This window comes from Microbulbifer sp. 2205BS26-8 (assembly GCF_030731025.1).
GTDB classification, from domain to species: Bacteria; Pseudomonadota; Gammaproteobacteria; order Pseudomonadales; family Cellvibrionaceae; genus Microbulbifer; species Microbulbifer spongiae.
In genome coordinates, this window is the sequence record NZ_JAVAMR010000012.1 from 73,669 (window position 1) to 97,348 (window position 23,680).

At 52.6% G+C, this 23,680-nt stretch carries 17 protein-coding genes; 15 read left to right on the forward strand and 2 right to left on the reverse strand.

The window, feature by feature from the left end; translation table 11 throughout:
• Positions 1–18 precede the first annotated feature (18 nt).
• The 9 genes from pgl to Q5Y71_RS06360 all read left to right on the forward strand — a co-directional run bounded on the left by pgl (position 19) and on the right by Q5Y71_RS06360 (position 12,962).
• On the forward strand, positions 19–729 hold the full coding sequence (gene pgl, locus Q5Y71_RS06320; protein WP_306040973.1) for a 6-phosphogluconolactonase: 711 nt from the start codon (positions 19–21) through the stop codon (positions 727–729).
• 21 nt (positions 730–750) lie between these two features.
• On the forward strand, positions 751–1,380 hold the full coding sequence (locus tag Q5Y71_RS06325; RefSeq protein WP_306040974.1) for a bifunctional 4-hydroxy-2-oxoglutarate aldolase/2-dehydro-3-deoxy-phosphogluconate aldolase: 630 nt from the start codon (positions 751–753) through the stop codon (positions 1,378–1,380).
• 188 nt (positions 1,381–1,568) lie between these two features.
• The gene (gap, locus tag Q5Y71_RS06330; protein WP_306040975.1) at positions 1,569–2,603 is read left to right on the forward strand and encodes a type I glyceraldehyde-3-phosphate dehydrogenase; all 1,035 of its coding nucleotides are present in this window, start codon (positions 1,569–1,571) and stop codon (positions 2,601–2,603) included.
• Between the two features lie 142 nt (positions 2,604–2,745).
• A complete protein-coding gene (pyk, locus tag Q5Y71_RS06335) occupies positions 2,746–4,182 on the forward strand; it encodes a pyruvate kinase (RefSeq protein ID WP_306040976.1) in 1,437 nt (478 codons plus the stop codon).
• Positions 4,183–4,935: 753 nt separating this feature from the next.
• The gene (locus Q5Y71_RS06340; protein WP_306040977.1) at positions 4,936–9,843 is read left to right on the forward strand and encodes an RHS repeat-associated core domain-containing protein; all 4,908 of its coding nucleotides are present in this window, start codon (positions 4,936–4,938) and stop codon (positions 9,841–9,843) included.
• The gene (locus tag Q5Y71_RS06345; RefSeq protein WP_306040978.1) at positions 9,843–10,187 is read left to right on the forward strand and encodes a hypothetical protein; all 345 of its coding nucleotides are present in this window, start codon (positions 9,843–9,845) and stop codon (positions 10,185–10,187) included. The genes Q5Y71_RS06340 and Q5Y71_RS06345 overlap by 1 nt, the downstream gene beginning before the upstream one ends.
• 559 nt (positions 10,188–10,746) lie before the next feature.
• Positions 10,747–10,893 carry a hypothetical protein gene (locus tag Q5Y71_RS06350; protein WP_306040979.1) on the forward strand — a complete coding sequence of 49 codons (147 nt, stop codon included), beginning with the start codon at positions 10,747–10,749 and terminating at the stop codon, positions 10,891–10,893.
• A gap of 14 nt (positions 10,894–10,907) precedes the next feature.
• Positions 10,908–11,177: a hypothetical protein gene (locus Q5Y71_RS06355; protein WP_306040980.1), complete on the forward strand. Its 270-nt coding sequence runs from the start codon at positions 10,908–10,910 to the stop codon at positions 11,175–11,177.
• A gap of 1,494 nt (positions 11,178–12,671) precedes the next feature.
• Positions 12,672–12,962, forward strand: coding sequence for a hypothetical protein (locus Q5Y71_RS06360; protein WP_306040981.1), 291 nt, complete (start codon positions 12,672–12,674; stop codon positions 12,960–12,962).
• A 432-nt stretch (positions 12,963–13,394) separates the two neighbouring features.
• On the opposite strand, the gene Q5Y71_RS06365 is transcribed toward Q5Y71_RS06360, so the two are convergent.
• The gene (locus Q5Y71_RS06365) at positions 13,395–14,105 is read right to left on the reverse strand and encodes a VCBS repeat-containing protein (protein WP_306040982.1); all 711 of its coding nucleotides are present in this window, start codon (positions 14,103–14,105) and stop codon (positions 13,395–13,397) included.
• A gap of 219 nt (positions 14,106–14,324) precedes the next feature.
• On the opposite strand from Q5Y71_RS06365, the gene Q5Y71_RS06370 reads away from it, so the two are divergent.
• The 6 genes from Q5Y71_RS06370 (at position 14,325) to Q5Y71_RS06390 (ending at position 22,250) form a co-directional block, all read left to right on the forward strand.
• A complete protein-coding gene (locus tag Q5Y71_RS06370; RefSeq protein ID WP_306040983.1) occupies positions 14,325–14,834 on the forward strand; it encodes a GNAT family N-acetyltransferase in 510 nt (169 codons plus the stop codon).
• Positions 14,835–15,387: 553 nt separating this feature from the next.
• Positions 15,388–15,480, forward strand: a complete 93-nt coding sequence (locus Q5Y71_RS17520) for an integrase core domain-containing protein (protein ID WP_367317757.1) — start codon at positions 15,388–15,390, stop codon at positions 15,478–15,480.
• A gap of 612 nt (positions 15,481–16,092) precedes the next feature.
• Complete coding sequence (locus Q5Y71_RS06375) at positions 16,093–17,706, forward strand: FAD-dependent oxidoreductase (protein WP_306040984.1); 1,614 nt, start codon at positions 16,093–16,095, stop codon at positions 17,704–17,706.
• Between the two features lie 61 nt (positions 17,707–17,767).
• Entirely contained in the window at positions 17,768–19,426 is a 1,659-nt protein-coding gene (locus tag Q5Y71_RS06380; protein ID WP_306040985.1) for an acetolactate synthase large subunit, read from the forward strand.
• Positions 19,427–20,268: 842 nt separating this feature from the next.
• Positions 20,269–21,156, forward strand: coding sequence for an alpha/beta fold hydrolase (locus tag Q5Y71_RS06385; RefSeq protein WP_306040986.1), 888 nt, complete (start codon positions 20,269–20,271; stop codon positions 21,154–21,156).
• Between the two features lie 314 nt (positions 21,157–21,470).
• A complete protein-coding gene (locus Q5Y71_RS06390) occupies positions 21,471–22,250 on the forward strand; it encodes a DUF1295 domain-containing protein (RefSeq protein WP_306040987.1) in 780 nt (259 codons plus the stop codon).
• A 229-nt stretch (positions 22,251–22,479) separates the two neighbouring features.
• Here the strand turns inward: Q5Y71_RS06390 and Q5Y71_RS06395 are convergent, their stop codons facing one another.
• The gene (locus tag Q5Y71_RS06395) at positions 22,480–23,499 is read right to left on the reverse strand and encodes a lyase (protein ID WP_306040988.1); all 1,020 of its coding nucleotides are present in this window, start codon (positions 23,497–23,499) and stop codon (positions 22,480–22,482) included.
• Positions 23,500–23,680 lie beyond the last annotated feature (181 nt).

Consider the following 23,680-nt stretch of genomic DNA (forward strand, 5'->3'; position numbering starts at 1 on the left):
AAGTGACTGGAAAGCTCCATGGCAGAGGAAAAGTTTTATCCCGATCGCGAGCGCCTGGTACAGGTGCTTGCCCATGATTGTGCCTGTGCATTGCAACAGGGCATCAGTACCAGGGGCCATGCCACCTTCCTGGTTTCCGGTGGCAGCACGCCGGAGCCTGTTTATCGCGCGCTTTCCAAACGCCCCTTGCCCTGGTCACAGATTACCGCCGCACTGGTGGATGAGCGCTGGGTGGACCCGTCGCAAAGGGGCAGCAACCAGGCCTTTATTCAACAATGCCTGCTACAGGACTGCGCCGCAGAGGCGACACTGTTGGCCATGAAAACCTCTCACGCAACAGCGGCTGAGGGAGAGGCTGAATGTGAGCGCGCCTACGCCCGACTGCCGCGCCCTTTCGATGTCTGTATTCTGGGCATGGGTGCCGATGGCCACACCGCTTCATGGTTTCCCCATGCGCAGGGCCTTGCACCCGCGCTGAATCCGCAGTCTGAAAAACTCTGCAGCGCAATCACTGCCAGGCCAAGCGAGGTAACCGGTGCCTACACCGAGCGTATGACCTTGACCGCAAACGCCATTTTGCAGGCGCGACATATCAATCTATTGATCACCGGCCAGGAAAAACTGAATGTTTACCGCGAAGCGTTGCTCGGCAGTGATGAAATGGAAATGCCGGTGCGCGCTGTTCTCAAACAGGCTCTGAAGCCGGTCACGGTTTACTGGGCACCTTAACAAACCATCTGGATGTGACGAATGCAGAAAAATATCGCCGATATTTTACCGGTTGCCGGTGTTGTTCCGGTATTGGTGATTGAACACCAGGAAGACGCACTGCCCCTGGCCGAGGCGCTGCTCGAAGGCGGTTTGCGTGTGCTTGAAGTCACCCTGCGTACCGCGACTGCCCTGGAGGCAGTGGAGCGGATTGCCGGGCATTTGCCCGAGGTGCAAATAGGTACCGGTACTGTCTTAAATAGTGATGACTTGCGGCGCTCCGTCGATGCCGGCGCCAGCTTTGTTGTGAGCCCCGGTGTGACCGAACGGTTGTTGGTGGCAGCGCAGGATTGCGATGTGCCGCTGCTGCCCGGGGCGGCCAGTGTTTCCGAGGTCATGCGCCTGTTTGAGCGTGGCTATTGCTACCAGAAGTTTTTCCCGGCCCAGGCTGCCGGTGGGGTACCGATGTTGAAATCCATTGCGGGCCCGCTGGCGGAAGTGCGCTTCTGTCCCACCGGCGGTATTAGCCCGGATAACGCAGCGGACTATCTAGCGCTCGACAATGTGGTTTGCGTGGGCGGTTCCTGGATGGCACCCAGCGCGCTGGTGCGGGAGAAAAACTGGGCGGAGATCACCCGCTTGGCAAAGCAAGCTGCAGCATTGAAAACTTGATATGGCGATGGCCGGGGATGGGCACCCACCGTTGCAAAAACTGGTCCGCGGGTAGTGTTGTGGGAGTTGCCATCCGGCCAGTCGCAGAGGGTTGCCTGGGCTAACGGGTTCAGTGCCACAAACGTTCGGTAAAGGGTATCCGCACAGACCAGAAAGTGTGGAAAGCCAAAATAACAGGGTAAAGTCAGATGAAAATAAACATTGCCATCAATGGTTACGGTCGAATCGGCCGCAATGTCACCCGGGCCATTTATGAATCCGGCTATCGCGATCATATCCGACTGGTTGCAGTCAACGATCTTGCCCCGGTAGCCACCAATGCGCACCTCACCCGTTTCGACACGATCCACGGCCGCTTTGCCACCGAGGTAACTGTGGATGGCGATGCGCTGGTCATCGGTGGCGATCGTGTACAGGTATGCCAGGAACGTGATCCGGCCAGATTGCCCTGGAAGAAACTGGGGGTGGATCTGGTGCTGGAATGTACCGGTCGCTTTACCGATAGAGTCTCTGCCTGCGCACATATCGCAGCGGGTGCCAGTGGGGTACTGATTTCCGCCCCCTCCAAAGACGCCGACCTTACCGTGGTGTACGGCGTCAATGATGGAAGCTTGAGCGCGGATCACCGGGTGGTTTCCAATGCCTCCTGCACCACCAATTGTCTGGCGCCGGTGGTGCAGGCGTTGCACCGCGGGCTGGGTATTGAGCGCGGCTTTATGACCACCGTGCATGCCTACACCAATGACCAGAACACCCAGGATGCAGTCCATGCGGATATGTATCGGGCTCGCGCTGCAGCCGATAATATGATTCCCACCAAGACCGGCGCCGCCGCTGCGGTGGGCCTGGTACTGCCGGAATTGAAAGGGCGGCTCGACGGTATGGCGGTACGCGTTCCCGTGAACAATGTCTCCCTGGTAGACTGCCAGTTTATCGCCGCCCGGGATACCACCGTCGAAGAGGTGAACCGCCTGATGCGGCAGGCTGCGGAGGCCAGTAAGGGGGTGCTGACCTATTGCGACCGGCCCCTGGTTTCCGTGGATTTCAACCATACCAGCGCCTCCAGCCACTTCGATGCCAATCACACCCGAGTGAACGGCAATCTGGTAAAAGTGATGGCCTGGTACGACAATGAATGGGGCTTCTCCCAGCGTATGCTGGATACCAGTCTGGCCATGGCCGCCGCGCAGCAGCTGCGTCTGCCGGTTGCTGAGTCCGCCTGATCTGTGTGTAAACCTGTTCCACAGTCGGCGGAACAGGTACCGGAATTGCCTTGCACGGTTTGCGGCAAATCAATCCGGTGCCGACAATCGCTGGATTGCCCCCCCCATGACTTAATGCTTATTGATCAATTCACAGGACTTTATGATTCGCCATACCAAAATCGTTGCCACCCTGGGCCCTGGCACTGACAAGCCCCATATTATCGAGGAAATGATTCGAGCCGGTGTCAATATCGTGCGCCTGAATTTCTCCCACGGCTCCGCGGATGACCACCGCCGCCGGGTACAGGAAGTGCGTGATGCCGCAACCGCACAGGGCAGGACCGTTGCCGTGCTGGGCGACTTGCAGGGACCCAAGATCCGCATTGCCCGTTTTGCCGAAGGCCACGTGGTGCTGGAGGTCAACGACGAATTTGTATTGGACCTGGATTGCCCGCCCCAGGGCGGCGATGCGCAGCGTGTTGGGGTCGACTACCCGAGCCTGATCAGCGATTGCAAGTCCGGCAGTGTGCTGTTGCTCGACGATGGCAAGGTCCGCCTGGAAGTGACCGGCACCACCCCCACTAAACTCTACTGTCGCGTATTGCAGGGCGGTCGCTTGTCCAATAACAAGGGCATCAACCTCCTCGGTGGCGGCCTGTCTGCCCCGGCGTTGACGGAAAAAGACTACCGGGATATCGAGCTGGCCGCAGAGCTGGAAGTGGATTTTCTCGCGGTGAGCTTCCCCCGCTGCGCCGAGGACCTGGAAACCGCCCGCAAGGCGATACAGGCTGCCGGTAGCCAGGCCGCCATTGTGGCCAAGATAGAGCGCGCCGAAGCGGTCGCCGATAGCGCACAGATGGATGCCCTGATCTTTGCCTCGGATGCCATTATGGTGGCCCGCGGTGACCTGGGGGTAGAGATCGGTGATCCGGCCCTGGTGGGGGTGCAAAAAAAACTGATCCATCGCGCCAACGCCCTTAACCGCGGCGTGATCACCGCAACCCAGATGATGGAATCCATGATCACCAGCCCCACACCCACCCGTGCCGAGGTAATGGACGTGGCCAATGCCGTACTGGATGGGACCGATGCGGTGATGCTGTCCGCCGAGACCGCCGCCGGTGATTACCCGTTGGCGGCAGTGGAGTCCATGAGCGAGGTGATTGTGGGTGCCGAGCAATATCTCGGCAGTGTGCCCTACACCCCGCAGGAGCACGGCGCCTCGGACCGTATCGATACCGTGATCGCCCAGGCGGCCATTGATGTGGCGGCACGGGTGGAAAACCTCTGTGCGGTGGCGGCACTGACGGAATCCGGGCGCACCCCGCGCATGATGTCCCGCGCCAATACCCGCCTGCCCATCTACGCGCTTACCCGGCATCCGCGTGTTGCTCGCCAGTTGGTATTGCTGCGCGGGGTTGATCCGGTCAGCTTTGATCCGGCCACAGTGCCTCTGGGGCAATTGACCGGTGCCGTTATTGAAGTGCTCAGCTCGCGCATTGACCTGCAAAAGGGCCAGCGCATTCTGATCACCCAGGGAGAGCGGGTAAATGTGGGTGGCTACACCAGTTCCATGCGGATAAAGGAAATCGAATAACCGGATCTTTGCTGTTGCCACCGATGACCCGGCGCCGCTGCGGGATTGCGGTGGCAAGGCAGCGGGCGATACCCTGTCAGCACTGGGTGCTATCCGCGGGTTTTTGATCCACCCGGGCACCCTGCATTTCCTGTTCTTACCCATTTTTATTTTGCTAATAATGATGCGCACTAACACAAAAGTGCTTGCTGAAAGGGGCATCTGCAGCAGAAATTCTGTTGTGGTTTGTATCACACTGTGACAGTGCCTTTTCATTGCTACCACGGCAGAGGCGCGGGAATATCTTATTAAAAATCAAATAATTTTAATTATTTTGAAGGTTTTTATTTTTCAATAGAGCGTCAATATCGTGTAATGGCATAGCGCTGTTGCCTTTTGCCGAATTGCGTTAATCTCTTCAGGCGGGTAACCATACCGGCTGTTACCCGATGCCAGAGGGAGCCGGGCGGTGCCTGCCGGCATTGCAGTGAAACTATTGGTGAAGAGACATTGCTTAACCCAAGCGGTGCGCAGCCAACACTATTTAAGTTTTCACAAATTGCGTTTACCCTAATCCAACATGCTTTTTGCGGGTATTTCGCCAGGGGATCACCGTCTGGTGTATTCCGGGTTGGTACACTTTTGTAACAGGGAAGTGGCTGCCCTTGGGAGAGTGACCGCCGCGGTAAAGAAATAGAAAGCAATAACTCTTTGCGAATTGTTCGATTACGGTGAACAACAAAAAGCTGGCGTAAAGCAACTGAAGGATTATCCATGCAGCTAAGTGTCGAAAACAGGCAGGGTGTTCGTTATATTGTCAAGTCTGGCAGGGACTATCAAATGGATATTCCCTTGAAGGACAGTGCCACCCAACTGTTGTCAATGTTCGATGACTCTGTGATTCAGGAAATTTACGATCACTTCTTTGGCGTGAACGGTATTTCCAGCAATGGGCAAAGTGCCAGTATCCAGTCCAGCCAAGCGGGAACAACGCTCCTGCCCTCGCTTTCCGAAGCACCTGGCCACCTCTCCAGCCAGGAACAGAAAATCTACCTGGCTTTGATTCAAAACCGCCTGATTATCGAGGAAGCCCCGTTTGCGGATGCGGCGCTTGCCGACAAACAGTCCGAACTGACCGCCAGGATTCGCAGGGGCTTACAGCAGATTATTGCCCAGGAACGCGCCGAGGCGGCATTAATCCAGCAACGCCACGAGCAGCGCTCCACCCTGGAAAAGGTGGGGGCTTATATTGATCGCGGTGCCACCGGCGTGGGCAATGCGGCCTGGGGCCTGGCGGTGTGGAGCAAGGATATTCTCGAGGTAGCGGCACTGGTGCATCCCCTCCGCCAGTCCATCGAATACAGTACCGCCACTGTCAACTATTTCCTGTACGACAAGAGTTTTGAGGAATCGGGCAGGGAGTACCTGTCTGCTGTGCAGCGGGAAGTGGTGGATGTACTGGGCTTCGATCCCTCCAAGATCACCAGGCAACAGCTGGAGCTGGCCTTTGACGTGGCCCAGCTGATCTATTCAGAGCCGGCTCTAAGAGACACCATTTACCGCTTCGCCCAGGATTATGTCAAAGCCCAGCACAGTCTGGAAATCACCGAGCTGGCCGGCAGCGGCGCTTTCGAGATTATTCTCACCATTGTATTGGCCGCTGTTACCGGTGGTGCCGGAGCTGTAATCTCTCTGGTAAAAAATGCCCGTCTGCTGAAAGCCTTCCGCGGTATTGGCGAGCTGATGCTGGACTTCGCCAAACTGAAAAAGCAGCGCAGCCTGCTTGCCAGCAAGCGCGGCGGCAAGGCCAAGGGCAGTGGGGCCAGTTTCTCCGATTTTAGTTCTACTGAGGCTGCGGTGCCGTCCAGTGGCAGTGGCCCGTCTCCGAGTAACCCCGGTTCAGCCAGTAGCACCAGCAGTGGCTCAAGCGCCAATAAAAGTGGCAACCAAAGCAGTAACAACCATTCCGGTGGAAGCTCTGCCAGCGCCCAGAACAGCCAGACTGGCAATAGAAGCAATAGCAGCACATCCAACGAGTCGGATAACACCAATAACCCGACCGGGGAAAACCACAACGGCGACAAAACCCAGCGCAATGCCAGGGCCCGTGAAGGTGGTGAACCGATCAACTTAAAAACCGGCGAAGAGCGCCTGACCCTGGTGGACGCGGTGCTGGACGGCCCGCTGCCATTTACCCTGGCGCGCACCTACCGCAGCAGTAACCCCAAGGATTTTGGCCTGGGTCACGGCTGGACCCACACCCTGGGCGAACGCCTGGTATTGCGCCCCGGCAAAGCGGTAGAGTTCCACGATGCCGAAGGCCGGGTGATCAGCCTGCCCGCACCGGGGGGCAGTGGCCGCAGCCACAATGTGGTGGAGCAGCTCAGCCTCAGCCGCGTCAACGACGAGCACTGGATTATCACTCCCTACGGCGCCCCTAACGGAGTACAGAAACACTTCAAGGCCACTGGTGATAAAAGTGCTCTCAAGCTTGCGGAAATCCGCGATGGCTACGGCAACTACTACCTGCTCCACTATATCGGCGAACGCCTGATCTGTATCGAGAGCAGTCTTGGCGAAGCCCTGCATATCAGCCCGCCCGCTGGAAAGGCCAACAGCCAGCGTATCGGTGAGCTGAAAAAAGAAACCCGCGATGGTCGCATCAAAGTACTCGCAAATTATGAGTACAGCGATGAAGGTGACCTGATTAAAGCCACCGACGCCGATGGTTACAGTGAGCAGTACCAATACCATCAGCACGTCATTAAGCAGCGCACCCTGAAAACCGGCTACCGCTTCCACTTTGAATGGGATGCCGAAGGCCCCTCTGCCCGCTGTGTGCGCCAATGGGGCGACCCGATCGATGGGCAGGATACATACAACTACCAGTTTGCCTGGGATGATGACGGCAAAGGCGTTACCGTCACCGACACCCGTGGTGGTAAAGAACGCTATCGCTTTAACGAGCGCGCCCTGCCCATCTACCACCGCGACCCGGAAGGGGCAGAGACGCTCTACAGCTACAACGACCTGGGCCAGGTGACCAGGGTACAGTTGCCCAGCGACGATGGCAGCCTGCGTGAGGAAATTTACCAATACGATGACCAGGGTCGCCTGGTACAAAAGATCGATGCCGCCGGCAATAGCCACTGTATTGAATACAATGGCGAAGGTCTGCCCGCAAAAGTCACCGATCCCGCCGGCAATAGCTGGCAACGGGAATACAACAACAATGGCCAGGTCATTGCCAGCAAAGACCCCTGCGGCAACAGTACCCGGTACGGCTATAACCCCGTTGGCCTGATCGGCAGTGTTACCGATCCTTTGGGCAATACCACCCACTACCTGTGGAGCCCCGAAGGCAATCTCGCCGCAGTCAAAGACCCCATGGGCCGTGCCCAACACTACCGCTACGACGGCGCCCGCCGCCTGGAAGAAGTGCAACACGCCCCCGGCCAGGTTACCCGCTATGAATACGATGCCCAGGATCGTATCCATGCGGTGACCACCCCGGACGGTGCCCGCACGCAATACAGCTACAACCCGCAGGGGTTACTTGCCGAGGTGACCGACTCAGCAGGCCGCAGTACCTGCTACGCCTACGACGGCCTCAGCCAGGTTAAGACCCGCACCAACCCGGACGGCAGCCGCCTGGAGTATCACTATGACGGCGAGCGCAACTTAATCGGCCTCACCAATGAAAACGGCGAGCGCTACCAGCTTAAATACGACCTCAACGAACGCCTGATTGAAGAAGTGGGCTTTGATGGCCGCGTTACCCGCTACGCCTACAACCGCGCCGGCCACCTGGTCAGCTCCAGAGCCGTAACCGACACAGACAGCGGCAAAGGTATCGACACCATCTTCGAGCGCGACCCCTTCGGCCGCTTATTGGAAGAGACCACCCCGGATGGCATAACCAGCTTCCGCTACAATCGCAGCGGACAACTCATCAAAGCGGAAAATGCCCACCGCAAACTGCGCTGGGAATACGACGCCAGTGGCCGCGTGACCGCCGACTGGCAGGGCAAAGATAAGCTCAGCCACCAATACGATGCCGCCGGCAACCGTATCGCCACAACCCTGCCCGATGGTGAAGTGCTTAACTTCGCCTTCAACCCCGCTGGCCAGTTCCAAAGCCTGCACCGCCGCCCCTTAGGCAGCGATACGGATCAGCTGATCACCAGTATCAGCCACGACGAACAGGGCAGGGAAAGCCAGCGCCAGCACGGCAATGGACTGGAAAGCCAGAGAGACTACGATCCACAAGGCCGCCTGCAAAAACTGCGACTGGGCAAAACCCGCAGTGCAAGCCAGGGCCCGGTGTCCGACCCCGCCCAGGGCACAACCCCAATCCTGCAGCGCAGTTATCAGTACAACAAAACCGGCCAGATCGCCAAAATCGAAGACAGCCTGCGCGGCGCCCGCAGCTACCATTACGACGCCCTGGATCGCCTGACCCAGGTAGACGGCCCCAACCCCGAATACTTTGTGCACGACCCCGCACACAATATTCTTGCCGCAGCGGGGTCCGGTGAGGAAGCCAAACAGCAGGCCAGCACCACCGAAGTCAAGGGCAACCGTTTAGCCTTTCGCGGTGACACCCACTACCGCTACGATATGCATGGCAACCGTATCGCCGAGCTGCGCGGCAAAGGGCAAAAACTGCAAACCCGTTATTACTACAACAGCCGCCAGCAACTGGTGCGGGTGGAAAAGCTCAAGGTAGAGAAGGGCACCGAGCAGTTCCAGCAGGTGATCCACTACCAATACGACCCCCTGGGCCGCCGTATTGGCAAGGCGGACCATGGCGAGCAAACCCGCTTCCTCTGGGATGGCGATACCCTGTTGCGGGAAAGCAAAACCAATATGCAAACCCGGCAGGACCTCAGTACCCGCACCTACTATTTTGAGCCTGGCACTTTCAAGCCTGTCGCCTTAAAGGAAGACAACCAGCTATATCACTACCACCTGGACCACCTCGGTACCCCGGATACCCTCACTAACCAGGAAGGGGAAGTGGTCTGGAGTGTTGCCTATAAGAGCTATGGCAATATCGCCCTGGCCCATGAAAACCAAATAGAACAGCCTATTCGCTTCCAGGGCCAGTATTTTGATGAAGAGACCGGGCTGCACTACAATCGGTTTAGATACTATGATCCACAGGTTGGGGAGTTTACCCAACAGGATCCGGTTGGGTTGTTAGGTGGATCGAATAAATATCGGTATGTGCCGAATCCAACAGGTTGGATTGATCCCCTTGGCTTAACGTGTAAGGAGCAAAAAGCGCAAATCCATGTCGCTTATAGACCGAATAAACCAGTTGGGCATAATTATATTGGTATTACACTACCAGGGGAGGAAACACAATGGTTTGATTTAGTCATGACAGAATCTGCGGGAGGAGTATTGGGTCTGATTCGTGGCGGCCAAGACACAATGCTAAGGCATGGAGCAAAAATCTCAAAGAAAACCAAGATTTCTACAAGAGACGTAGATATTGCTCAGGCTAGAGCAGCCCTTTATAAAGCTGATGAAATGAGCTTTTCAGAAACAGCAGGTCTATATAATTTAATTAGTAACAGCTGTACATCTGCTGTATGCGACATATTAAAAGCCGGAGGAATAAATCCCCCGTGGTGGGCCAAAACTCCCTCATTAATCCATAAATGGTTTCGATAATGGCTTTATGTAAAGAGTCTTATGAGCTTAAAGAGAGCTTGGAAGATATTGATTTTTTAAGATCTATTCTTGAAGAAAATACCGGTTTGGAGGTAGATTTTGAAGTGTGTGATAAGACTACTGTTTTTGCTCATTGTGATAAATTTAAATTCTCGGTTGAGATTGAGTTGAATTTATCACAGAATGAAATATCTATTTACCTTCCGCCTAAAAAAAAGGGCTACTTTGAGTACGCAGTCTTATATGGTCTATCCTCTTTCATCGAAAATCATATTGATATTCCAGAATATGCGAAGAAAAAATGGAAGGATTTAAGTTTTTTTGAGAAAGCCTTCAAGAAATGACCCTAAGAGCAAGTCAGCATTACCTTTCGTCCGCTCCCTGCCTCCGACGCTACGCACCTCCGGGCAGTGCTTGCGCCCTGCACAGGTAAAACTGCATCCGTCTTCACCAGCGAGTGGGGCTAAACTTGGTGTCGCCAAAAGCTTCACCCAGATTGAATTCTTGACAAAAAGCGATTAGGGTAGGCCTGCTGTTATAGCACCCAGCCGCTTAGCCGGTACCAGTAAAGAATAATAAATAGATAAAAAAACACCCAAACGATCATCGTTCAGCCCGCGAGGCGCCCTGTAAGGCAGCACTCGCGGGAAAACCCTAACCACAACAAATTTTCAACACACAAAGAAGGACCGCATCATGGCCGCGTAAGTCAGGCGTAAGCGCCAGCCCCCGGTGCTAGAGACACCAGGGGATGGCTAACCCCAATAGATAAATTGACTATCTAGCGAGGCTGTCTTGAATGATACGCCATACACTCGTTCGTCTTCAATAAAGGTCTCCCTGAAGGCGCGTATTCCGGGTCACTCCTGCCCCCGGCGGCGGAGTGTGCTGTGGCGTTGCGTGATGATTGGTGTGGTCTTTTACTTCAGCCGCGCACCGCCTTTCTGGCTGCGCACCCTGCACTTTGCTTTTTCCCACAAGGACTACGCCTGCGGCGAGAGAAACGGCGCTATGGGCTTTTGCTCGGCGTTTCTGTCACAGGCGACGTAAGGAGCCTATTCAAGATGCCTATATTACCCTGTCGATTATTTCAGCCAGTGGAGCTGGGGGATTATTTTACCTTCACGCTGGTCGCCATCAAAGAGAACGCCGTAGACCTGCATATTGCGCCCGGTAGGGGCAACCAGGTGATGCGCGCCGTGCGCCTCCTGCAATGGTTGGACGAAGCCTACCCACTGGACGAAGCCTGTGCGCTGGAGGAGGGGCCAATCGAAAAGCCCCCGGCCATTATCAGACCGCTCAAGTGGCGACCCGATAAAAAGACGGAGCGCTGAAAGGGAGTACGGGCGCCACGAAGGTCCGTGAAGCCCCAAACCGCACCACAAACGCTTACTTTCTCGTGCGGGTACTGCGGGGAGGTAAGCGTCGTTAGGGTGCTAAGGCAGGAGCCTTGCGTGCCGCCGCAGGTGTGCAGGGCCAGATCTCTACAGGCGGTGTTGCCGCGGTCGGCTAGGTGTGTCAAAAGGCAAGATACCTTGACGATACGCCGCTCTAAATCGTGCTACCGATTGCCAGGCAATAGAACCAGAGCTGGGCAGCAATGTTGATTACCGAGATTGTTATTGTTGCAGGAAATCTGTTTTCTCCCTGAAAATCAATCAATACAGGAGATTACAAGCAATGATCGGTTTGGGATACTGGTCATAACAATCACTGTATCAATACTCGTATTACCGGGCAATAGGATGGATCTTTATAAAAACTCCCTGTTTTCCTGATTAGCGCAGTCCGTATAAGTCATTTACTCATGCTTTTTTGATAGAGACGCAATAAAGCCTGATTTTTCATGCATAACCCCGTATGTAAGTGAGTTGAATGCTACAGGATCGCCACGCGCAGTATTCATTGGTTATCCTGGATTTGTCCCTTTCGGGATTTTCTGAACTTCTCATTCTACTTATACGTAATTCAATGCCGGTCAGGAGTAAATAAGGTTGGCATTTGACTGCTTTTTGCAGAACCGATCACCTAAAAAGGTCTGTAATTGCGCCGCGGGATCTTGGTTGTCCTGCTACTGGCAACTTTGGACAGGTCGCGCAGAATATATTCAGGTTATTGAGTTACCCATGGAACATGGATGGTATTGAGGCTGTTTGCGGTTGCGCCTCGATTTACAATCAGTCAAAGCATCCCCTTATGCGTATTGATCGGGATTGTGTTGTTTGTGCTTAGGCTTTACAGCGTTTATTTGTCAATCCAGGGTGGACTGCAACGATTTACTGAAGGGAGTGTATATGGTGTTCTGCTGGTTGCAGCTTGGCAGGTTTTAACCAAAAATAGAGAACGCCTGGTGAAGCAATATGGACAAATGCATCTAATGGATTAATTTCCACCCCAATAAATCCGTTCATGTGGGTGCTCAGTTTTATACGCAAATTTTTATGGTACTGTATCCATCATTCAGCTACAGTTTCCACTGATTAATAAATGCAGTATTCACTGGATGATTACCAAAAACTGAGTCACGGAACAATGGAAAGACAAGTTATGGAGGATGCTTCGTAGCTGCCATTGAAAGGACAATAAACAACTGGCTAAAAAACAAGGAGTGTTACATGAAATTCTTATATTTAGTATTTCTACTGAATAGCTCGCTTGCGGCGGACTAGGAGATTGCTGCGGCCACTGAAGTTGCGCAGCAATACATAGCGTCTCAGCACAAGGCGCTACCCACTCTGGTAGAAAATGCACCGCGCCTGTTTGCCCTGAGGACACCCAGTGTTGCCAGGGCACCGCTAGCCTGGGACGCCAATGGCGCCTTGACCGGGTTGGACACTGTCGACACGGTCGAGTTCGCTCCCAAGCAGAACACCACTTTCGAGTACACGGTTAGAGGTGAGGGCTCTGGCTCCAACGTCCTGACCGTCAAGATCCAGCAGAAGAAGGCCGGTGGCGGCTGGCAAACGCTGAGAATTAAGGAACTGAACATGCCCTCTGAGACGAAGTCCGGCAGCTTCGTGGTCAACGACTACCGCGAAGGCAACACGGAGACGATCCGTTTCCGCTTCTCGCGCAAGGTTGGGACCAAGGCCATTAACTGGTACGTGCGCAAGGACTAGGAGCCTATTCAGTTTGTCTTCTTGTGATAGGCCCTAAGGAGTGTGATCCAGAGCGAAAGAAATTCTCGTGCATGGCATTACCGGAAGAAAAAGGAAATTGAGCGCTGTTATTAGGGCTCAAAAAAATGCAGTGATTCCCTGATACACGCAAAGTTTCCTTTAGGCGCCTTGCCTGGTTGGAAAAAACCCACCAAGAAAAGAGCGGTAGAGAGAGGCCTCAGGGCAGTATCCAACAGTGATCACGCACCTCATCTGAACATGCAGGCCATTCAACAATTTCGGGTTGGGCGATGCCCACTGATTTGTTGATGGCTTTTGCAAGCTTCTGCCAGTGATTGATAACCTGTGCATATTCCATCTATTTCCTGCAGCAGTGTTTTATCTGTCACGGCAGAAAGTACCGCAGCGGAGCTTGCTCTGGCCTGCCAGGCATTACTCCGTTTGGCTGACATATAGCACAGCCGCTTTGCTGCCTCCATCAGCAATGATCAGGTCGCTTTTTCCATCTCCATTGAGATCTGCCAAGGCCACACCCCATGGGTTAGGGATATTGGCATCCTGGAATCTTATGGTCTCGACCCTGGCTTTATTGCCGAGAACGGCAAGCAGTTCACCGGACCAGTTAGCTACCAGTGCATCTTCAAGGCCATCGCCATTGATATCACCAACAGCTATCTGCTTGGCACCAGAGGGTGTGGTTATTGCCGTTTTGCTGGCTTCATGGAATGTGCCATCGCCGTTTCCTGGGATGACAGTGACAGAACTGCCATTTGAGCCGACCAGCATATCCAGTTTCCCGTCGCCATTCATTTCTGCCAATTCAACAACAAAGGGGGATGCATAGGGGGCCAGCTTTTTCAGGGTAAAAGACGGGGTGTTTGAGCCGGTATGGGTCACAATACCAATCTCCCCCGGGTTTGGAGTCACCAGATCAATGCGCCCATCACTGTTGATATCACCGATAGCAAAGCCTCGATAGGGGTCTCCTCCGGCGTTGATCAGTTGGCCGGGTGTTTTAAAACTGCCATTGGCCAGCCCCTTAAAGTAGCGCAGGCCATGGTCATCGCGGCTATCGACAATCAGGTCTACTCGGTTGTCGCCATCCAGATCAGCCAGCTTAACCACATGCTTATGTTGAATCATATCGCTACCCGGGTTCGATGAACTTTCACCACTCTATCGCGAAAACGGGGATATCGCTAGCAGGCTGGTGAAACAGACAGTGCGTCCAGAAAGAAGTTGGCCAAGGAGAAAATAGGGCGTTGATGGGGTTTCAATGCCTACTGAGTGGATTATTATAGCCATCACTGTTTGCTGCCGGCCCCCGGGGCATTAGTCATTGCAACATGGAACAGTTACTCAATGATTGAAATCCGTGAAGAAAAACCTGAAGACAGCGACGCGATCCACCGTTTGAACCTGGCTGCGTTCAATAAAGGCCCTGAGGCGGCTCTCGTCGATAGGCTTCGCAGCAATTGCGAAGAGTATATCGCGTTTGTGGCTGTCGAGAACGGTACCGTTGTTGGACACATCCTGTTCACCCCGGTGACGATTGATGCATCGGACTCAGTTGGCATGGGGCTGGCACCCATGGCGGTATTGCCGTCACATCAGAAAAAAGGCATTGGCTCTCGGCTCGTTCACCATGGCCTTGAATACTTGCATAATTCCAGTTGCCCATTCGTTATTGTCCTGGGACATGCAGAGTATTACCCGCGTTTCGGCTTTGAAGTGGCATCGAACTATAAACTCCGCAGCCAGTGGGAAGGTGTACCAGACCAAGTATTTATGGTCATTGTGTTCAATAAGGCCGCCTTACCAAAACAAGGCGGGGTAGTAAGATACCGGGAAGAATTCAATGATGCTTTGTAAAGGGAGGCTTTGGGAGCGAATATGCCTCAAGCCAAACAGCCCATATTGGCTTTAAAACACTAAATAAAATCGTATTAATCATTTCAGTGCTTTGGCTGTAACCACAAGCGGGTGTGTCGGATCTATTGTAAACTTGAAGTGATTTCTAGAATCAGACCCGAATGCCGTTTCAAACGAGAGATGCCGGCGCCGTGGAGCGTGCCGATGGCGGAGAACCAAGTCTGCTCGATGGAATTTATGCCCAATAGTCTGAGTGACGGAAAAAGTCTATGAAAATTTAATCTTATCGACGATTACAACTGTGAGTGCTTGTTTATTATTGCTGATTTGTCGATAACGGCTTTTAGCATTATACGTCCACTGAACAGGTAATTGAATAGCGGAGTAAGCCTGCTGCTTTGCGGTGTGACAATGGGCCGGAGAATATCTCAGGAGCTTTAATGAAGGTGGACAAGCCGGCAGCAGATTACGCTGCTAGTTATCCAACCTGACAAGCCAACACAGAATATATATAGAGCGATTAAGTTGTGCGGCATGACATCAGTGGCCGGATCTGCATCATCTCGACCGCGTTGGACAGGCGCAACAACTTGTAACTGAGTGGCAATGGCAGTACAACAATGAAAGGCCTCATAAGGCCATATGAGGAATACCCTCAAAACCGCTGCTACGATTGGTTTAATTCTCTCCTCATCGCTGTTGTTTTAAATGGTGGATTATACGCTCACTTGATACTATATTCCTAAAACGCTAGTATCCCTGCTCTATGGCAGTGAGCGCTTAAAATAAAAAAGGCTTAAACACAACGAGTTGCCTACCCAATAATAGAGCTGGCGGGGTAAATAGATCGTCGTTTGTCGCTGGTTTCGAATGTAACTGGATACTGGCTCTCCAGGTACACAATTACAAGATTGGAAGTCTGAACCTCGCACCTCCCGATTTCCCTGAGGTCTTTGCTGGCTTCGGTGAGGATACCCCCGATATTTGCTGGGTAGATAGGTTCCGATCAGGTTGCCTTTAAACAGGTTCCGAATAATCCGGGTAGGGCTTTCCAGAGGTTTCCAACCCAAGGTGAAAAGCAGGTCTGCGCGTTTGAAATCCAAGGGCGGGGAGCAAAGCGGTTATTATCACAGGGAGGACATCACACTGATCAGCTGTGGCTTGTAAAGTCAATTTTCTGGTCTGCTAGGTCAATCGGGCCCTGTTTATAACGTTATATGGTCTACTGCAATACAATAAAGTCATAGGGAAAAGTACCATGCCGAAACCCGTTTGCTCTGATATTTTGATTGCCGGAGGGGGGCTCGCAGGCATTATCACTGCACTGGAGGCGTTAAGGGCAGGTAAAACTGTCACCATAGTGGATCGGGATACCCCACAGCGGTTTGGTGGGCTGGCACTTTGGGCCTTTGGCGGTATGACACTGATCGGCACAGCGTTGCAGCGACGTATGAACATTCCCGACTCAGCAGAGTTGGCCCTGCAGGACTGGCTGCGATTTGGCGAACTGGACCCCCTGGATGAATGGCCCTTGCAGTGGGCCCGCTATTATGTGGAGCACTCGCGTGCTGAAGTTTACGACTGGCTTATCCGTGAAGGCCTGAAATTTATGCCAGCGGTCAACTGGGTGGAGCGGGGTCGCTTTGGCGACGGCAACAGTGTCCCCCGTTACCACATCATCTGGGGCACCTCACGAGAACTGGTCAAGTGCATGGTGCGTGCGCTGCATGATGCCAGCTCTGAAGGCAGACTGACGATTCATCATAACCAGCGGATCACTGGGTTGGAGCAGCAGGCTGGAAAAGTCCATGGAGCGACTGCGGTGCATGAGGGCACCGGCAGGGAAGCCCGCTTTGAAGCGCCGGTTGTAGTACTAGCCATGGGAGGGATAAATAGCGGACATGATCAGTGCCGGGCCAATTGGCCTGTCGACCGGCCGCAGCCCACCGCTATGTTGAATGGTGCTCACCCTTTTTCCGATGGCAAGCTGCATCACTGGACAAAAGACAATTTGGGGGCCTGTATTACCCATGCCGGAGAAATGTGGAATTACGCCGCCGGTTTTCCGCATCCCTTCCCGCATTTTCCCGGCCATGGTCTTTCCTCTATTCCCTGTAAGTCCGCCCTGTGGCTGAATCATCGCGGCGAACGTATTGGTCCGGAGCCCCTGGTTACCGGATTCGATACCCACTGGTTATGCCAGCAAGTTGCTGCCCAGGAGAAACCCTGGACCTGGCAGCTGCTCAACAGACGCATTGCACTGAAAGAATTCGCTATTTCCGGCGCAGAGCACAATGCCCGAATCCGGGATAAACAGTTTCCGCTACTGCTGAAAGAGATGTTATTGGGCAACACACCGCTCGTGGATCAGATGCAGAGTGAGAGTAATCACTTTCTTGTGGACAATACACTGGCAGGGCTGGCAAAAAAAATGAATGCGCTGACCTGTTCACAGGATGTTGACCCGGCAGTGCTCAAAGCCACTGCGGATACCTTTGATGCAAATTTTAGTAAGGGCGACCAGCTAAACAACGACCCGCAAATCCGCCTGATCCGCCATGCCCGCCAATGGGGGCCGGATCGACTGCGTACCTGCAAGCCGGCCCCATTACAAAAACCTGGTGCCGGGCCATTTATTGCGATCCAGACGCAACTGACCACCCGCAAGAGCCTGGGTGGATTGCAGACCGATCTGCAAAGCCGGGTGCTGGATGCCAACGGCCAGCCCATCACCGGTCTTTATTGTGTTGGCGAGGCCGCCGGGTTTGGTGGCGGCGGTTGCAATGGTAAACGCTCGCTGGAAGGCACTTTCCTGCCCGGCTGCATCATGACAGCCAAGGCTGCAGCCAGGTCGATCAATACAGGGAATTGATCAAAGCACAATACAAAACCAACACAATAAACAGGTCAAGAGTAGGATCAGGAGAGACAGTATGCCCAATGGCGCCCAAGCTCTGATGAAAACCCTGGTGGATGCGGGGATTGAAGTTTGCTTTAGCAATCCCGGCACCAGTGAAATGCATTTTGTTGCGGCTTTGGATGGTGAGCCCAAGATGCGGGCGGTCCTTGCGCTGTTTGAAGGTGTGGCCACTGGGGCTGCCGATGGCTACGCGCGCATGGCGGATAAGCCCGCTGCCACCCTGCTGCACCTGGGTTGTGGTTTGGGCAATGGCCTGGCCAATCTGCACAACGCCCGTAAAGGAAAATCCCCGATTGTCAACATTGTGGGTGACCACGCCACTTATCATGTCAAGTACGATGCCCAGTTGCAGTCAGATATCGAAACAGTAGCCTGTAATGTGTCGCCCAACTTTGTGCGTACTTCAACGAGCACTGAATCCCTGTGCCGGGATGCTGCCGATGCCATCACCGCCGCCCGGGGTTTACCCGGTCAGGTGGCCACCCTGATCCTGCCTGCGAATGTCTCCTGGGGAGAGGGCGGCCAGCCCTGTGTGGTGCCACCCCAGGCCGAAGCGCCAATAGCGGACAGTACTGCCATTGATGCTGTGGCTGAAGCAATACGCAGCAGCAGGAAAACGGCCCTGCTGCTTGGCGGTCGCGCCCTGCGCGAGCCGGGGTTGCTGGCTGCTGCCCGCATTGCCGCCCACAGTGGTGTAGTTGTATTTGCCGAAACCTTTCCCACCCGTATAGAACGCGGTGCCGGCCTGCCTTCGGTGGAGCGCATAGCCTATCTGGCGGAACTCGCCTCTTTGCAATTGTCCGAATTCGACAATTTGATTTTGGTGGACGCCAAAGCCCCGGTTTCTTTTTTTGCTTACCCGGGCAAGCAGAGTTATCTGGTACCGGACGGCTGTACTGTTCACACCCTGAGTACACCTGAACAAGACGCCGCGGCCAGCCTGAGCAGGCTTGCTGATGCCCTGGGTGCGGGGAGTACGCTACCCCTGCTGCAACCCGCCGGCAGACCCGGTAGGCCGAAAGGCAAACTGACTGCTGAAAAAGTATGCCGGGCTGTGGGTGAGTTGATGCCGGAGAATAGTATTGTTGTGGACGAATCCATCACCTCGGGTTTGTTACTCAACGCCATGACCGCCGGAGCACCAAGACACGATATGATTACCCTCACCGGTGGCGCCATTGGTCAGGGACTGCCTAGTGCTGTAGGGGCCGCTGTAGCCTGCCCGGATAGGCCGGTACTGGCCCTGATCGGCGATGGTACCGCCATGTACACCAATCAGGCACTTTGGACCATGGCCCGGGAAAATCTGAATGTGACCAGCATTATTTTCAACAATGCCTCCTATTCAGTTTTAAATATTGAACTGGAACGTGTGGGGGCTGAAGAAGCCGGAGAGAAAGCCAAATCCCAACTCGATCTCAGTGGCCCGGTCACCAATTATGCGCAATTAGCTCAAAGTATGGGTGTGCATGGTACACGCGTGAAGACATCAGAAGAGCTGTTAAAGGCCCTGGAATATGCACTCTACACACCAGGCCCACACCTGATCGAAGCTGTGATACCTGAGTCGTTAAATGGTGTGAAACGTAAGGTACTGCCCTGGCTGCTGAAAACCCTCCCGAATATCCCCAGGCCGTTAAGCAAGGCTTTGAAGAAAAAAATCGCACCTTGAGTCCTCTCCCCTAAGGGTCAGGGGAATATAGAACAGAAATAAAAACTGCCGGTACGCGCCCCGATCAGTGGGATGGGTATTGGCAAGTTCACTTTCTGTCCGAGTGTCAGCCAATCCAACTGATAGCGCAGGATTTTATTCCAGGGTGGCCACAAATCAACTTTAAATGTGCTGGGTTTGTCGTGAAGGGTTTAATGACATAGCCGCACACCCAGGGTGAGGAAGGCCGCAGGGCGCCTTTTCAATAGCCTGCCAGAACCTGTTCACACCCAATCCGAAAAAATCGCTGCATGGAAATGACAGCACAACAAAAAATTATCGAGACATTTCTATTCCTTCGGCGCGGTAAGATAACAATACCCAATACCCAATACCCAATACCCAATACCCAATACCCAGGTGCTCAGTGCGATGCTCTACGTAGTCGGTCATGGTTGCCAATGATGAGGCTTATAAAGGGTTTGATAATACACAAATAATCCCTGGCACTGCTTTCGATAAGTCCAAAGAGAAAAAATCTGGGAATCGTTTCTACGTAGGGTTTCCAAGAAATTCTATATCATTTTTCCTGATGTATTTTCTTTCTGAGATAGCTTGAGCTGCAATTGAAACAAACAAATGGGTAAATACATACCGGGTTTATTTGAGAGTGATTCTCTTACTGTTTGGTATTTCTGGTTTGCCTGCAATACTTAATGAATTAAAAAGCAATTTTTGGATTGTGGGGAAATTGACAGTGAATCGGTTGTATAAGATAAAAGTAGTCATATTGATTGCTATATACATACCTGATAAAATAACCTGACCTTTGGTATGACAACTTCAACCACCTGGGGGAGAGGATGAGAATACCCAACATTTTAATGATGATGGCCGCAAGCTTATGTCTGTTTACTGGTGGTGTGGCTTCAGAAGAAGTTAAGATAGATGAAAATCTCACCATACATTACGAGCAGGCGGGTAGCGGTGATACAACCATTATTTTTATCCCGGGTTGGATGATGTCAACGGAGGTTTTCGAACATCAACTCGCACACTTTAAAGGATCAACAAAATACCGCGCGCTGGCCTATGACCCCAGGGGCCAGGGCAAATCATCAAAATCCGTTGAAGGCCACACCTATCAACATCACGCGCGGGACCTGGCCCAATTGATTGATAAGCTGGACTTGAAGAATGTGATTCTAGCGGGTTGGTCATACGGGGTAACGGAGCAATTGGCGTATTTGAACCAGTTCGGCGCTGATAAGCTCAAAGCCATGATCATGATTGATACGGGTCCGGATATAGCCGGTGCAACGCGTGACGAGTGGGTCTGGTACCTTAACGACGATTCCGACGGCTATTCACGGTGGTTTACCGAAGGCATCATTGAAGACCGCGATAATGTGATTGCAGAATTTAGCAAATGGATGCTTGAAAAGCCGACACCGGAGAAAATTGCCTGGATAACAAAAATCGCCAACTGCACGTCAAGTAGTGTCGCCTCAATTACAAATGCCACGGGATTTTATCTCGACTACAGTGAGGATCTTAGTGCACTTGAGGGAAAACTGCCTTTGTTGTATGTCATACGTGATGAAATGAAGGAAGCAGCAGGTAAGTGGATCACAGCCAACACACCCTCTGCCACTGTTGTCTATATGGGTAAGCATATGATGTTCTGGGAGAGGCCCAAGGAGTTCAACAGGGTCCTTGATGAGTTCCTTGCAAGTATTGATAGTAAATAAATGACATACTACAGCGTGGGTTCTAGGAATTTGAATTTCCAAACAGTGATCTAACTGGATTTACAGCAGGGGTGCACTTTCTTATATAAGCTGGGACCTGTTCAGCCTAATGAAAGAATCGATAATACATTTTGCTAATTTTGGCACTAAGCCGTTTTGATAAGTTGGATGTGATTTTTCGTTTTTTTACCAGCTTTGCGTGGATTACAGGCAGGCTGATTTATATAAACAGGCCCTAACAAACTGATGAAATTCGTCCTTACGGTTACTAACTGTAAAATTTAGGGGCAATCAATTGAAGAGAGCTGGTGCCGATGCGCGGCACTGGCTTAATTCAGGAAGCACTGTTTACAACGGAAACCATAATGGCTATTTGGTACACATTGGTCATTATTATGCTGGTTTTATCCCTCTTTGCCGCTGTGGCAACTCGTCGCGCTCAAAGTACGCGGCCGATGTTTGTATGGGGATTTAATACCATGGCACCGGTCACCTTGGCGTATTGCTATTGGGGCTCTGGAGATTGGGCACATAAAAGTCTGTTGTTGATTTTTGTAGGTGTTTATTTGCTGCGGATGAACATAGTTCTCACCGCCTGGTATCAAAATACTGCCGCCTCCAAGCTCAATGCGGTGATTCCCGCAAAGCAAAAACCGTTGCTGGCGGTGATAATGGTCAATACCTTTGGCTGGTTGTACTGTCTGCCATTTTATTGGGCCGCTGACTTACGAGGACCATTTGGTGTAGTGCAATGGGCCGCAATTGTACTGTATGTGCTGGGCACCATTTATCATTTTGGCAGCGACTATCAAAAGCGTCGTTTTAAACAAAATTCAGACAATAAGGGTAAATTGTTAGAGAGTGGGTTTTGGGGCACTTGTCGCCATCCAAATTACTTCGGGGATTTTTTAATTTTCGTCAGCTTTGGTTTACTGGCCAACCATTGGATTGGGCTGATCGCGCCATTGGCCAATATTGGCCAATATTTTGGCGATGCGATCCCAAAAAATGAAAAGATGTCAGAGGAGCGCTATGGCAAGAAATGGCAAGCGTATAAGCAGCGGGTAAAATGCTTTATTCCGTTTGTTTTTTAGTCTCTACCAGGTTCGCTCGCCAAAGGCCAGGAGACCGCTATAAGGGCGGTTTCTTGGCCACTCCTGTTTGAAAAAAATCCAAGGTGAACCGTATTTTGGAGATGCAGTACCTGATGTTCGGATTAGTGTAGTCATGTAGCTTTTTATTGTAGTTTTATGTCTGGCTAATGTGTTTAACGATTCTGAAAATCGTGAATGACAAAATAGTAGGAAACAAAGTCCTAGAGAGTCACTGCTTGGGTATCCCTTGATCCAAGGACCCGGTATCCACCCCAAACCAAAAGCTGCCATCCTTGTTATCAAAATACATATGCCGGATATTTCCACCGCTAGGCACTGAGGTTTCGCTGATAAACTTCTCCGATTCTGTATCAAAAGCCAAAATGGTATTCGGGATATTTCCGGTGTTCGCCACCCAGATCCGCCCCTTGTTGTCCAGTGCCATACCGTAGGGGCGCGGGTTTTCGCCGGGGAGTTTCCACTCTGTAAACGCCTCTGTGTCTGGCATATACCGGCCCAGGTAACCGTCCGGATAATCCACATACCAGATATTGCCAGAGGGGTCAATTTCCAATCTTCGTGGGCGGGCACTGGTGCGGGGGAGGGAGATTTCGGATACGGACATACTTTTTGGATCTACCCAGGCCAGCTTGTTAGTACCAAACAATGCTACCCAGGGACGATTCTGTGGGTCTATTTTGATGCCGTAGGGACGTGCCCTGGCAGTTTGCGGCGTAACAACCCGAACTTCCCCATTACTGACATTCAGGAGGCCGATGCGATTGCTCTGTTGTGCGGTGAACCAGATATTACCTTCCCGGTTAAAGACCAGTGTGTGGGGATCATCGACGCCCTTGGGCATCGGGTATTGCTGGATTTTACCGCTTTCCGGGTCCAGGCGCCCGATATGTGCATTGCGATTACCGGCGTACCAAACTTGATCCTGTTTATCCACAATCAGATTGTGCGGGTGGGTACCTTCGGGTACCTCATACTGCTTGAATTCCTCACCAGTTGGCGTAAACCGGCCGATATAGTTGCCCGCCTGTCCACAAAACCAGATGCGTCCTTTGTGGTCAACATAAGGGTCTCTTGGCAACCCCTCCCACGGTACCTTCCATTCCTTGAGTGTCAATTGGTTTGGCAGACTGGCTTCCTGCGCCAGCGTATGAAATGACGTCAAAATAGATAGCGCGAGGTAAAGAATGGCTTGCTTTAACAGGCCAAAGTGCTTTTTGTTTGTGAGCATTTACTTACTCCAGAGGCTTTTTATAAATGATTAAGCTGTCACAGGTGATCCGATACCAATTTTCCGCTCATAAAACAGTGCCTGTGGGATGACAGTTGTTGCAGACAGCATAGGTGAAGACGTGGCAGTTTTTTCTAAACAGTTCTATGTATTAGTTCAGACCAAATCTGACACATCTCCT